General features: G+C 68.9%; 13 protein-coding genes. 5 read left to right on the top strand and 8 right to left on the bottom strand.

The features are described from left to right. The first annotated feature begins 25 nt into the window (after window positions 1-25). A complete protein-coding gene (locus KRR26_RS26250) occupies window positions 26-406 on the top strand; it encodes a response regulator (protein WP_233577535.1) in 381 nt (126 codons plus the stop codon). Window positions 407-457: 51 nt separating this feature from the next. Continuing rightward, window positions 458-1750 (top strand): hemolysin family protein, encoded by a 1293-nt coding sequence (locus KRR26_RS26245; protein ID WP_120210761.1) that lies wholly within the window; start codon window positions 458-460, stop codon window positions 1748-1750. On the opposite strand, the gene KRR26_RS26240 is transcribed toward KRR26_RS26245, so the two are convergent. The 6 genes from KRR26_RS26240 to KRR26_RS26220 all read right to left on the bottom strand — a co-directional run bounded on the left by KRR26_RS26240 (window position 1734) and on the right by KRR26_RS26220 (window position 6351). After that, window positions 1734-2711: a fibronectin type III domain-containing protein gene (locus KRR26_RS26240; protein ID WP_158611601.1), complete on the bottom strand. Its 978-nt coding sequence runs from the start codon at window positions 2709-2711 to the stop codon at window positions 1734-1736. The genes KRR26_RS26245 and KRR26_RS26240 overlap by 17 nt on opposite strands. Window positions 2712-2844: 133 nt before the next feature. Further along, entirely contained in the window at window positions 2845-3453 is a 609-nt protein-coding gene (locus KRR26_RS26235) for a bacteriocin fulvocin C-related protein (RefSeq protein WP_217081156.1), read from the bottom strand. 326 nt (window positions 3454-3779) lie between these two features. Continuing rightward, on the bottom strand, window positions 3780-4046 hold the full coding sequence (locus tag KRR26_RS26230; protein ID WP_217081155.1) for a LamG domain-containing protein: 267 nt from the start codon (window positions 4044-4046) through the stop codon (window positions 3780-3782). Window positions 4047-4411: 365 nt separating this feature from the next. Continuing rightward, window positions 4412-4537 (bottom strand): hypothetical protein, encoded by a 126-nt coding sequence (locus KRR26_RS37485; RefSeq protein WP_268905895.1) that lies wholly within the window; start codon window positions 4535-4537, stop codon window positions 4412-4414. Window positions 4538-4632: 95 nt separating this feature from the next. Beyond that, the gene (locus KRR26_RS26225) at window positions 4633-5265 is read right to left on the bottom strand and encodes a CHRD domain-containing protein (protein ID WP_120211004.1); all 633 of its coding nucleotides are present in this window, start codon (window positions 5263-5265) and stop codon (window positions 4633-4635) included. Between the two features lie 123 nt (window positions 5266-5388). Further along, on the bottom strand, window positions 5389-6351 hold the full coding sequence (locus KRR26_RS26220) for an AraC family transcriptional regulator (protein ID WP_158611609.1): 963 nt from the start codon (window positions 6349-6351) through the stop codon (window positions 5389-5391). Window positions 6352-6455: 104 nt separating this feature from the next. On the opposite strand from KRR26_RS26220, the gene KRR26_RS26215 reads away from it, so the two are divergent. Further along, on the top strand, window positions 6456-7838 hold the full coding sequence (locus KRR26_RS26215; protein WP_217081154.1) for an alpha/beta fold hydrolase: 1383 nt from the start codon (window positions 6456-6458) through the stop codon (window positions 7836-7838). A gap of 11 nt (window positions 7839-7849) precedes the next feature. Here the strand turns inward: KRR26_RS26215 and KRR26_RS26210 are convergent, their stop codons facing one another. After that, the gene (locus KRR26_RS26210; RefSeq protein ID WP_120211001.1) at window positions 7850-8590 is read right to left on the bottom strand and encodes a TetR/AcrR family transcriptional regulator; all 741 of its coding nucleotides are present in this window, start codon (window positions 8588-8590) and stop codon (window positions 7850-7852) included. A 97-nt stretch (window positions 8591-8687) separates the two neighbouring features. On the opposite strand from KRR26_RS26210, the gene KRR26_RS26205 reads away from it, so the two are divergent. Continuing rightward, window positions 8688-10268: an FAD-dependent oxidoreductase gene (locus KRR26_RS26205; RefSeq protein ID WP_217081153.1), complete on the top strand. Its 1581-nt coding sequence runs from the start codon at window positions 8688-8690 to the stop codon at window positions 10266-10268. Window positions 10269-10497: 229 nt separating this feature from the next. On the opposite strand, the gene KRR26_RS26200 is transcribed toward KRR26_RS26205, so the two are convergent. Further along, a complete protein-coding gene (locus tag KRR26_RS26200; RefSeq protein ID WP_120210999.1) occupies window positions 10498-10968 on the bottom strand; it encodes a hypothetical protein in 471 nt (156 codons plus the stop codon). A 458-nt stretch (window positions 10969-11426) separates the two neighbouring features. Between KRR26_RS26200 and KRR26_RS26195 the strand changes: the two genes are divergently transcribed. Continuing rightward, window positions 11427-12428 carry a hypothetical protein gene (locus tag KRR26_RS26195; protein WP_120210998.1) on the top strand — a complete coding sequence of 334 codons (1002 nt, stop codon included), beginning with the start codon at window positions 11427-11429 and terminating at the stop codon, window positions 12426-12428. The last annotated feature ends 435 nt before the right edge of the window (window positions 12429-12863 follow it).

The following is a 12863-nucleotide window of genomic DNA, read 5'->3' as shown; positions in this document are numbered from 1 at the left end:
CCCTGTCAGCTGTCAGGGAGGCTGCTTGGGTCGACTCGCCGTGGGAGATGAAGCGCGAAAGGTCCTGGTCGTGGATGACGACGCCGACTGGAGGGAGGTCCTCCGGCTGAGCCTGGAGGAGCTGGGCTACGAGACCACCGAGGCCGCCAACGGCCAGGAGGCGCTCGACTCGCTGCGGCGCGGCGATCGCTACGGCGTGATGCTGCTGGATTTGAACATGCCGGGAGTCAGCGGCCAGGAGGTGGTGGCGCAGCTTCCGCCAGACACCCAGCCGCGCATCGTCTTCCTCACCGCCGCCTCCGCGCAGGACGTGGGGGCCGACCTCTTGTCCGGTCCTCGCTACTACCTGCCCAAGGGCGCGAGCCGCGACCAGCTGGCGCTCCTGCTGGAGTCGCTCGGCGCCTAGGGCGCGCCCGGCACGGAGGCCGCCATCGGCTCGGAGCTCGTCATCATCCTGCTGCTCGTGCTGGCCAACGGCGTCTTCGCGGGCGCCGAGCTGGCGATTCTCTCCGTGCGCAAGACGCGCCTGCGGGAGCTGCTCGAGGAGGGCAGCCGCTCCGCGAAGTCCGTGTCCGCGCTGCGCGATGACCCCGAGCGCTTCCTGGCCACGGTGCAGATTGGCATCACCGTCATCGGGGCCACCGCGGCGGCCTTCGGCGGCGCGAGCATCGCCCGGCGACTGGGCGACGTGCTTTCTGGGTGGGGGCTCTTGTCCGAGGCGCGCGCGCAGCAGGTCGCCTTCGCGGCGGTGGTGGCCTTCGTCTCCTATCTCTCCTTGGTGTTGGGCGAGCTGGTGCCCAAGTCGCTCGCGCTGCGGACCGCGGAGCGCTACGCGCTGCTCATCGGCCGGCCGCTGAATGGGCTCGCGTGGCTGATGCGGCCCTTCGTGTGGTTCCTCACCGCCAGCTCCAACGTGGTGCTCCGCCTCTTCGGCGACCGCACGAACTTCACCGAGTCCCGCCTGTCACCGGACGAGTTGCAGCAGTTGGTGGAGGAGGCGGCGAAGCAGGGCGCGGTGGACCCGCGCGTGGGGGAGATCGCCACGCGCGCGTTCGAGCTGGGCGACCTGATGCTCCGTGACGTCATGGTGTCCCGCGAGCGCATCGTCGCGCTGCGGCGCCACGCGCGGCCCGAGGAGATTCGCCGCGTGCTCCTGGAGCGCGGCCACTCGCGGCTGCCCGTGTACGAGGACACCCTCGACAACGTGGTGGGCTACGTCATCGCCAAGGACTTGCTGGGCATCGCGTGGGAGGGCGACCTCATCGTCCTGGAGGACGTCATGCGTCCGCCCTTCTTCCTGGTGGACACGATGCGGCCCATCGCGGCGCTCAAGGAGTTCCAGCGCCGGCACATGCAGCTCGCCGTGGTGGTGGACGAGCGCGGCGCGGTGGTGGGGCTGGTGACGGTGGAGGACCTGCTGGAGGAGCTGGTGGGCGACATCCTCAGCGAGTCCGAGACGCCCGTGGAGAAGGTGCGCCGCGAGGGCCCCCAAGAGGCGCTCGTGCTGGGAGAGACACCCCTGCGGCAGGTGAAGCGAGAGCTGGGCGTGGACCTGGAGGAAGGCGAGGACTACGCGACCGTGGCGGGCCTCACCATCGCGCTGTCGGGCGGAGCCATCCCCGAGCCCGGCACGCGGCTGCGCCTGAAGGACGGCACGGAGTTGGAGGTGGTGGACGCCACACCGCGCCGGGTGCGCACGGTGCGCATCCACCTGCCTCCGTCACCCAAGCCCGCTACGGATACGGAGTGACCTCGATGGCCTCCGCGCTGGGCCCCTGGCCCGCCTCGTTGAAGGCATTCACGACGAAGCGATAGGTGCCTGGATCGTTCGGGTAGACGGGCTGCTCGACGAAGTGGTCGCCCGTCCCGGTATAGCCGATATCCGCGCCTCGGAACTGGATGTAGACGCCAAAGCCCAGCTGGTCGCCGCCGCCCGTGTCCGCGACCGCGAACTCCAGGCGGATCCGCGGCGGCTTCCCGTCGTCGTGGAGGAAGACCACCTTGTTGATGATGGCGACGGACGGGATGGTGCGGGGATGGAAGACGGCGCTGAGCAAGGGCGTCCCTCCCACCACCTCGTTGTTCGCGACCACGCGGGCAAGGTACTCGACGCCGTTGGTGAGCCCGGTGAACGTGGCGGTCAGCTCGGTCACCGTCTGGGTCGCGACGTCCTTGTTCGTGGCCCGGTGGATGACCGTCACCGTGTACGAGACGATGGGCATGCCATTGGGCTCAGGGGGCAGCCAGGAGAGGACGACCTTCTGGTTGGTTGACAGGTCCGTGATGTCCCGCGGCGCATTCGGGACGACCCTGGGACGAACCGCCGCTGAGCGCGCGGACTGAGGACCATCTCCCAGCGAGTTGGTGGCGGCCACGCAGAAGGTGTACGGCCTTCCGTTGACCAGCCCCGTCACCTCGGCGGTGGTGCCACGGCCGGGCACCGGGAGGCTCCGCGCGGCCTTGCCCTCCTCGAAGACCCAGACCGTGTAGCCCACGATGTGGCCACCGCCCTCGCTCGCGGGCGCATTCCACGACAGGGACACCCTGGAATCGCCCGCCGTGACGGTGAGCGATTCGGGCGCCCCCGCCTGCTCGATGTGCGGGACGACCACCGCGTTGTTCGCGGGAACCTCCGTCCCATCTCCACAGGCCGTGCCGCCTCCCAGCGCCACCAGCATCCCCACCACACTGAATCCGAGACAGCGCCTCATGTCCGCTCCTTTGTCCGGCCGGCCTGAACGGCGGTGGACTCTACGCATCCCCTCTCATGTCACAAACAGGAAACCACACGGAGCGAAAGAGCAGCCTTCACAAGGAGCGGATGCGGACTGTCGGCGGCCGGGGCTATTTGCAGACGCCATCACAGGGGTAGCGCCACCAGGAGCCGCAGCCACTGCTCTGCCGGTGGCACTTGCCGGGTTGGCACTTGCCGAGGCTGCAGAAGGCGCTCTGCAGGCTACATTTGCAGAGGTTCGCGGTGGTGAGCGACAGCCCCGGGTCCGTGTCGGGCGGCCCCAGCGTTCGGATGAGGGCCTGGGACTCCTGGGTGCCAAAGGCCTCGACCACGGCGGCCTCCACCTGGGAGGTGTCCACCGCGGAGGCGGGCTCGAAGACATCCGGGGTGAGCACGGCGAGGATGGCGTCGAGCACCGCGAGTTGCTTCAGCGTGAGCCGTGGATGGTCACGGCGATAGGCCTGCACATGCTCGCGCCAGAGGGCGGCCTGCTGCGCGGGGGACAGCACCTGGAAGGCGGCCTCGCGATACAGCACGGGATGCGTGCTCAACCCACGGAGGTCCGTGGGCACGTTCGCGGAGTTCTTCACGAGCCAGGAGACGAACTCCGTGTTGCCCCCACGGCACTCCTCATCCGCGGCAGCCGTCTCGGGCAGAAGACAGACAAGGCCCAGCAGGAAAGCGGTCCCCCGTATCGCCAGCGTGCCAAGGTGTCGCATCGAGTGCTCCAGGGATGGGCGGCGGATTCCGCAGGCCTTCACCCCTACGCTTCCGCGCTGGCGACTCGCGACCCCACATCTTCAATCTCAGACTGAACGACATCCGAGCGAACACCTGCCGACATCCGCGAGGTTGGCCAACGAACGCCCCGGCCCTGAACTGGTAACGCCCTGAACGCTTGCGCCAGGACAAGGCCACGCTCACGCGACGACCGCTCCTCCGCGGCCACCAGTCCTGGTCTGGGGTCGTCATCGATGAGGGCACCACCTGGGTGCACCAGGTGGTGCCACAACCGGGCCCGATGGGCTCGGCTCCGGCTGCGGGCCTAGTTAGGGCACGTCAGGGCTGGCGTCCAGGCCTCCACCTTGTCGATCAGGAGCGTCGAAGGGAGCTGGGTGACGCCAGGGATGATCTGGTTTGAAGCCCAGCCGTTCCCGCCAGCTTCGACATTGAGGTTCAGGAGAAGCTGCATTGGCCCCAATGTGATTCCCGAGGTCGCCGTGTAGAGGAGGACGCCATCCACGCTGACGCTGATGCGATCCGAGCGCCAGTCCAGCTCATAGACATGGACCGACTGGGCATAGGAAGCCATGGCAGTGTGCTCGCAGTCCGGACGCCCCCTGCGAGGAGTCGTCGTAGAAGGAGTGCTGACCGCAGCAGCCGCCAAGGCACGTCGACCCAGCCATGCACGCACCCGCACAGCAGGGTTCACCAAACCCTCCGCAACTCATGCATGCGCCGGCCACACACGTCTTCCCCGCCCCGCACCCTGCCTGGCACGTGCCAGTCGGGTCAGGCACATCCGCCTGAATGAAGACAGGGTTCTCGCCCGAGATGGGCACCCACTGCGGGGCGGAATGGGCTTGCGTTGGAGAGAAGCAGGCGACGAGGAGGGCAACGGCCCAAGCGACATGCGTGGAACTCATCCGATTGGGATTCGACATATCCGCCATCCCCCTACGGCAAGACATCCATCGCATACACCGTAGAGCCCCATCCCGTGGTGGTGACGGTTTCATCCGTGAAGACATTCACATGTTTGTCGGCCATGAACGCCGCTGCCGCAAGAGCCTGTGCCTTCAAGGTGAACCTCCCGGTGCGATTGTGATTACCGCGGGGTGCCACTCAGGAAGACGCATGTCCCTGGCAACCTCTGGCACACACCTCCAAGCGTGACGCTAGTCCTGGGCGACAGAGAGCTGGCCGCGCATCTCGCCGTAGTAGGTGTGTGCCTTGGTGTGGAGGTTGAAATAGAGCACGCCCTTGCGCGCGAGATACTCCAGCCCCGACAGCGTTCGCGTCTGGTTTGGGAGCCCGATGTCAGACGGGCAGCTCTCCGGCAACGAGGGCTTCAGGCCCGGCATGTCCTTCACGAAGCGCACGTTCTTGTTGGTCAGCTCCACCACCAGCTTCCCTTGCGAGAACAACTTCGACGGGCTGTCCACCTCGCCGAAGTCCACGATGATGGGCCCCAGGAACCCAGGCGGCCCGCAGTGGATGTGAAACATGAGGATGTCCGCGGGATTGACGCCCTGGATCTCCACCTCCACGTAGGCGCGGCTCATGTCGCGGCTGAAGCGCAGTTGCCCATGCCCCCGAGACTTGCGCTCCTCGCGCGGAATCGATGGCGCCGTGGCGCCCAGACTCTTCTGGAGCAGCTTCGGCGTCTCGGACTCCTCGCCCGGCTCCTGCGCGGGGCTGAGGAAGCTCTCATACGTGACGTAGGTCGTCGCCCCGAGCGCGGGGTCCTTGGCGTAAGCCTCCAGCGACAACAGCGGAATCATGACCGCGAGAACCGTCAGGGCGCGCATGGGCGTTCTCCTCTCTGCAAGGGAGCGTCCTGAGTAGCGCCGCGCGGGTCGTGCTCGAAGTCCAAAGACGGCCAGCGGATGGCCGATATCTGTGCAGGGTCGCCTGCGAGCGACGCGGCCGACTCACGCTCCCGGCGCGCTCACCGCCGCGAACGCGGGCCCCGCGGGCGCGTGGCGCAGGCTCCGGCGGAACTCCCCGGGCGACTGCCCGATGTGCCGCTTGAACGCCTTGCCAAACGCGCTGTCCGTCTCGTAGCCCACGGCCTCGGCGATGTCTGCCATCGACGCGTCGCCCGCCATGAGCTGGGTGGCCGTGTGCATCCGCCACCCCGTGAGGTACGAGAGCGGGCTCTCCCCCAGGACCTTCTGGAAGCGCGCCGCGAACGTCGAGCGCGACATGCTCGCCGCCCGCGCCATCGTGTCCACCGTCCACGGGTGCTGGGGCCGCTCGTGCAACTGCTTCAACACCTTGCCGAGCTGCGCGTCCTCCAGCGCGCGCAGCCAGCCCCCCTTCTCGCCCGGGAAGGACTCCACATGTCCGCGCAGCGCCTGGACGAACAGGACATCCGCCAGACGCGTGGACACCAGTTCGTGCCCAGGTCGCCCCGCCTCCATCTCGGAGGCGACGAGTTGCACCAGCGACTCCACCCACCGCGTGGAGCGGCTCCCATCCCCCTTCATGTGCAGCACGCGCGGCAGGCCCGAGAGCAGCCGACTCAGCCACGTGCCCCCGAGCCCGAAGCTGAACGAGATGAGCGTCGTCTGCGGCCCCGTCCCGCCATGGCGCAGGACCCCGCCGCACTCAGCGCCCACCTCCGCGTAGAGCTCCGGCAGCGGTCGCGTGGACGTCTTGGGTGAGTCCCGCAGCGAGTGCGGCCCCTTCCCCAGGATGAAGACCCAGTCCCCCGCCGCCAGGGCGATTCGCTGCCCATCCACCTCCAGCCAGCAACCCCCGCGTGAAACCGCGTGGAAGAAGCCCGGGTGCTCCAGGTCGAGCGAGATGCCCCACGGCGCGCTCAACTCCAGCCGCCCGTACACCTCGGTCTTCAACTGAAGGCTGCGCAGCGCATCCGCCAGGACATCCATTACCCGCTCCCGCCCTGGACGATTGGACCAGAGATGCGGAGCTTCGCACATGGTTCGTCCGGAGGCATCGGACTACTTCTACGCCATCGAAGGGAGTCCAGACCATGCAGACAGAGACCTCGCAGTCCCCCTCCATCCCCCAGCCCCTCCGCGTGCTCGCCGCCGGGCTGGCCACGGCCATCCCCGCCGTGCTCGTCACCACCGTCGCGGTGCACACCGCGCCCCACGTCCAGGGCATCGGCTTCTTCCCCTCGCTCCGCTACGCCGTCCTCACCCCGGTGTCCGTGGCGATCGCGCTCGCCGCGGCCATGCTCTACCGGCTGCTCATCTCGCGCAGCGCTCGGCCGCGCGCCGTCCTCGGTTCGGTGCTCGCGGGCCTCGGGCTGGTGACCGTGAGCGCCCTGGCACTCGCGGGCCCCACGGGACTGGTCAGCGCCGCCCTCCCCGCCGTGGCGGTGGGCGCGCTCGCGCTGGCCTGGCTCACGCCGCGCGCGGTGCAGCGGCCGGCACGCTCACGCATCAGCCTGACGCTGCTCCTGTTGCTCGGCGCGCTGGAAGGGTGGGCCTTCCTCGCCGCGTCCGCCCATGAGCCCGCCCTGCCCAAGGGCTCGCCCGTCGCCTTCGACGTTCCCTCCGAGCTGTTCGACGCGGCGCCCCAGTTCGTCACGCTGCCGAGCGGCGCGCGCATCCACTACGTCGACGAGGGCACGGGCCCCACGCTCCTCTTCCTGCACGGCAATCCCGCGTGGTCCTTCCAATGGCGCACGCTCATCCAAGGCCTGCGCGGCTCGTACCGCACCATCGCGCTCGACTACCCCGGCTTCGGAATGTCCGAGGCGCCGGCGGGCTACGGCTTCACGCCGCGCGAGCAGAGCCACGTCGTCGAGGAGTTCGTGGAGCAGCTCCGGCTCCACGACGTGACGCTCGTGATGCAGGACTGGGGCGGCCCCATCGGCCTGGGCTTCGCCACCCGCCGGCCCGAGCTCGTGCAGCGCATCATCCTCGGCAGCACCTGGGCGTGGCCCACGCAGAAGAACGTGCCGCGCGGCATCTTCTCCGTCATCGCCGGGGGGCCGGTGGGGGAGTTCTTCCAGATGAACTTCAACGGGTTCGCGTCGTTCGGGCTCCAGAACGGCATCGTCCGGAAGCTGGCCCCGCAGGAGCTGGACACCTACCTGCGCCCCTTCGTCCCGCTGGAGCGCCGAGGCATCGCGGCCTTCTACCCGCGGCAGATCACCGCCGCGACCGACTACTTCACCGAGGTCGAGTCCGCCCTGCCCCGACTCGCGAACAAAGACGCCCTCATCTTCTGGGCGCTCAAGGACGAGGGCTTCCCGCGCGAGGACCTGGAGCACTTCCAGCGCGTCTTCCCGCGGAACCGGACGCGCGAGTTCGCGGAGGCCAATCACTTCTTCTTCGAGGACACCGCGCCCCAGATGCTCCCCGAAATCAAGGCGTTCCTCTCCGCGCCCATCTCCAGCCGCTGACCTGCGCGCCGCTACTTCTTCCGACGCGGCAAGCGCGTGGCGAGGCCCTCCAAGATGCAGTCCAATCCCTGGTCGAACGCCACGTCGAACGAGGGATGGGTGGCCTCGCGCATCACCTTCCCCAACATGGGGAAGCGGCCCGTGGCCACCATGCGCTCGAGGTACGGCGACGTGGCGTGCTGCCACTCCTTCTTGGTCATCCCGCTCTCGCGCTCCGCGCTCCGTTCGCTGGCCTCGTTCCGGATGGCGCCAATCACGAACGCGTTGACGGTGCCCACGGCCTGGAGAATGGCGTCCACGGTCTCGAACCCCGGCGCGCCGTCCAACGCCGCGAGCGCCGCCTCCAGGTACGCCAGGGCGTGAGGCCCCAGGTGGATCCGCCCCACCAGCAGATCCACCAACCACGGATGCGCGTGAGCCGCCCGCCGCGTGCGCTGCGCCATGGCCCGGAGCGCCTCGCGCCACGAGCCCCGCAACGGGCCCTCGGCCACCAGCTCCCCGTAGACGGCGTCCACCATGAGCTCCAGCAGCTCCTCCTTGGTGGACACGTAGCCGTAGAGGCGCATGGGCCCGGCATCCAGCGCCGCCGCCACCTTCCGCACCGACACCGAGGCCAACCCCTCCGTGTCGGCCAGGGTGAGCGCGGCGCGCACAATCCGCTCGCGGCTCAGCGGCTCGGGCTTCGGGCGAGGGGCCGGCTCGGGGCGCTCCCAGATGAGGGCGGTCTCCGGCTCGCGCGGCTTCTGGCTCATCCCGGCCCCTCTAGCCGCTCCCCCGCGACCTTGACAACCCGTCCGGCCTGGATACGGTGTATCGATCGATACACCGTATCGAAAGGACGATACCCTCATGGAATCCACCCCGGTGCTCATTGTCGGAGGCGGGCTGGTCGGCTTGTCCGCCTCGTTGTTTCTCGCGTGGCGCGGCGTCCCGTGCGTGCTGGTCGAGCGCCACCCCGGCAGTTCGCCGCACCCTCGGGCGATTGGCTACACGGCGCGGACGCTGGAGCTGTTGCGCGCGGTGGGGCTGGAGGAGCGCATCCCGCCCATCCCCGCGAACTTCCAGCTTCGTCGCGCGCGGGTGGAGAGCCTCGCGGGCACCTGGTTCGAGGAGTCCCCATGGACGCCGGAGCGCCGCTCGGAGCCTCGCGTGGAGCAGTCCCCGTGCCGGGGCGCGGCCGTCGCGCAGGACTGGCTCGAACCCCTGCTGCGCGAGCGCGCCATCTCGCTCGGCGCCGACATCCGACTGGAGACCGAGCTGCGCCACTTCGAGCAGGACGCCACGGGCGTCACGGCCACGCTGCGCCGCCGAGACGGGAGCGAGGCCACGCTGCGCGCGGCCTATGTCATCGCGGCGGATGGGCACCGCAGTCCGGTGCGGGAGGCCCTCGAGATTGGCCGCTCCGGACGCGGCCACATGCGCACGGTGCGCAGCGTCCTGTTCCGCGCGCCACTCGACGCGTATCTACAGGCCGGGGTCCGCCAGTTCCAGATCGAGCAGCCGGGCCTCGACGCGTTCCTGACCACCTACGGAGATGGGCGCTGGGTGCTGATCTTCTCGGACGACGACGAGCGAGACGAAGCCACCCTGCGCACCCTGGTATCCCGCGCCATCGGTCGCACCGACGTGGACATCGAGTTGCTCACCACGGGGCGCTGGGAGTTGAGCGCGTTGATCGCGGACCGCTTCGCCGCGGGCCGGATCTTCCTCGCGGGCGACGCCGCGCACACGCTCCCGCCCAGCCGGGGAGGCTATGGCGCCAACACGGGCATCGACGATGCCCACAACCTCGCGTGGAAGCTCGCGGCGGTGCTCTCGGGCACGTCCGGGCCGGCCCTGCTCGACACCTACGACGCGGAGCGCCGGCCCATCGCCTGGCTGCGGCACGACCAAATCTTCGCGCGCCCGGACTACCGGGCCGAGGCCGCGGGCGTGGCCCAGGACACGCCCATCTTCGACGACGACGCGATGGAGTTCGGTCAGCTCTATCGCTCGACCGCGGTGCTGGGAGCCGCGGCGGAGCTGCCCCCCGCGCGCCGGCCCGAGGAGTGGGCCGGCCAGCCGGGCACGCGCGCACCGCATCTCTGGGTCCGCCAGGACGAGGCACGGCGCTCCACCCTCGACCTGCTCCAGCGAGGCTGGGTGCTCTTCTCCGAGGACCCTGCTTGGGCCTCAGCCGCGACGCACGCCGCGCAAGCCGTGGGGCTCCCCGTGGCCTGTTTGCACCTCGGCACCACGGTGCAGCCAGAGGACCTCTCCGCGTTCCGCACGGCCTATGGGGTGAGCCCGCGAGGCGCCACGTTGATCCGCCCGGATGGTTACATCGCCTGGAGAGCGATGGACCTCCCCGCGTCACCGGCCGAAGCCCTCACCGAAGCCCTCGCCACGGCGGCCTGCGCCGCGCCTCGCGTGAGCCAGCCGCGCCCGTGACCTGTGTTGGCCTGCCGCTCCTGTTTCAATGGAGCCTTGCAGGCCGAGGAAGCAGCCACCCGCGCGAAGAGCTGAACCCAACTGGCGCGCGGAGCGCCCAGGCTCCGGCAGGCATCCGCCGCGGGTCTGGCGGAGTCACGCGAGGACGCGACACTCGGGGCAGCGCGTCCTCGCGGCTCTGAGCCTCACCGCGCGCGGCGGAGCAGTGGGCCCGGGCAAGCCCAGTCCCTTACTGGATGTAGAGGTTGGCCGTCCGCCAGATGCCATCCGTGCCCTGGATGCTTCCGCTGAACGAACCGCTCGTCACACCGGTGAGTTGGAAGGTGCGCTCCGTGCCAATGTAGACGCCTCCGCTGAAGATGGGGCTGGTGCTCGTCCACGTCACGGCGGTCCCCGCGAAGGAGCCATAGAAGGCACCGGTGCTGTAGTACTCGCGAGTCTTGACGGTGACGTTGCCGTTGAAGTCCCCCGTCGTGGTCGTCTTGCCCGACGTGGTCTCGCAGCCGATGAGCGAGTCGCACACCTGGAAGATGGAGAGGGAGGACGTCCCCATCGCGGTCTTCTCACCGCGGGGCTGCTCTGCCTGCGTCGCGGCGGGCTCGGGCTGAGCCGCCTCACGCGTCTCCGGGCCGCACCCCATCATCGACAGACCGAAGAACGCTACCGCGGCCGCGCTCACGGCCAGACGTGGATTCATCATGTCAGGACCCCCTATGCGCGCCCGAACCGAAATGGGCCGGGCGCGTCCCAATAGCATACGTCTCCCAGTCAACACTTCAATCCGCAATCACAACCACCACACGGGTCATCTTCGCGTCCCCTGAGTCAGCCCCGGACTCTGGGTTGGTGGCGCCATGTGTCTGCAATCACCCGGCATGAAACACCCGTGACACTTGCGCCCGGCAGCCCCCGCACGAACCCGCCTTCTGCCTCTCGGGAGGCACGAAGCATCCCCGCCGTGCCTCGACCTTCGAGAGGGCGCATCGAGTCAACAGGTGAGGAGTCCCAGCCGTGCATGCCTGAGTCCGCGAGGGCTCAATGCAGACATCATCGCGGGCGCGGCCCCCCCACAGCCCACGCGCGCCCGTGAGGCATTCGCAGCGGCGCAGAGCCGTCTTTCCTGCAATCGAGGGTCACGGGCGACGTATCCTCGGTACCATGCGACTCCGCCCTCATTGGCTTCTCCTCTCGCTCACGGTGGCTTGCGCCACCGCGCCCTCGGCTCCGACGACACCGTCCATTCCCGCCCCCGCGCCCGGCAAGCCCCTCGCGCTGCCGAGCCAGCTCAAGGAGGGACGCTTCGTCGTCCATCCCCGCACCTCGAGCGGGAAGGAGGTCGCGCTCTTCACCGACACCGGCGGAGGGCTGTACGTCACCGAGTCCTCGGTCCGGGCACTCGGAGTCCCCTTGGAGAACGAGGAGAGCGCGACGGGCGCTCCGGCGCGCCCCGCCATCCGCATCCCCGCCTTCAGCCCGGACGCCTGGATTCCGCCCCTGCTCAACGAGCAGATCACCGTCACCGTCATGCCGGACGGCATCGCGAAGGCGAACACGTTTGAATGGGACGGCATGCTCGGCCAGGCCTGGTTCGCCGGGCGGGTCTGGACCTTCGACTATCCGCAGCAGAAGCTCTGGCTGCGCGCCCCCGGAGATGTCCCCACCGTCGACGCCGCGCATCGCGTCTCGCTGGGCTTCCCGACGACCGCGGAGGGAATTCGCCAGGCAAACTTCCCCCGCATTCAGATCAAAGTGGATGGCGAGACGCTGGATCTCCTCTTCGATACCGGCGCCTCCGTGCTGCTGACAAAGGGGGCGCAGGATGCCCTCGCGGACGGACGTCCGGCGGACCGAGCCACGAGCTTCATCACCCGCTCGGTGTTCGAGCGCTGGCGGCAGCACCACCCCGAGTGGCGCGTCGTGGCAGACGCGGACAGCCGCATCCCCAACTCATTCCTCATCGAGGTGCCGTCCGTGGAGGTCGCTGGCTATACCGTGGGCCCGGTCTGGTTCACGACCCGAGCCGACCCGAACTTCCACCAGGGCATGTCCCAGTTCATGGACAAGATCGTCGAGGGTGCGCTGGGTGGCAGCGCCCTGAGCTACTTCCGCGTGACGGTGGACTATCCCCAGGCAATCGCCGTGTTCGAGCGGCTCCCCTGAACCACCGGGGATGAAGAGTGGCGCGAGTCAGACCGACAGACGCTGACTCGCCAGGGGCGGGCTGACGCCTTCGATGTGCGTGCGCCCGTCCTTAGAGCGTGTTGAGATGGACCGCGATGCGAGGCGGCGCAGCATGAGGCCAGTCATTGCAATGGGATGAAGGCTTCGGACGAATGCTTGTGCCACTCGTAGTCCCGAGCCATGGCGCGATGCCCCTGGATGGTGAGCGCCCTGTTCGCCCTCAACGTCGTGATGCACGCCGTGGTCCGGGCCCTCTGGAGCGACCTGCCCTCCCCGCTGCTGCACGTGGTCAAGTCCCGAATCGTGTGTAGTCGGTTCGGAGGGGGTACGGGGGAGGAAAGCTCCTTGGCGGCATCATTCAGCGGTGCCTGGGTTTGAAGTCAGCAAGGCCATGTCGAGGTAGCGACGGTCATC

The organism is Citreicoccus inhibens (genome assembly GCF_019039035.1).
GTDB classification, from domain to species: Bacteria; Myxococcota; Myxococcia; order Myxococcales; family Myxococcaceae; genus Citreicoccus; species Citreicoccus inhibens.
The sequence above is the reverse complement of the archived record's forward strand: the minus strand, read 5'-3'. Positions and strand labels throughout refer to the sequence as shown.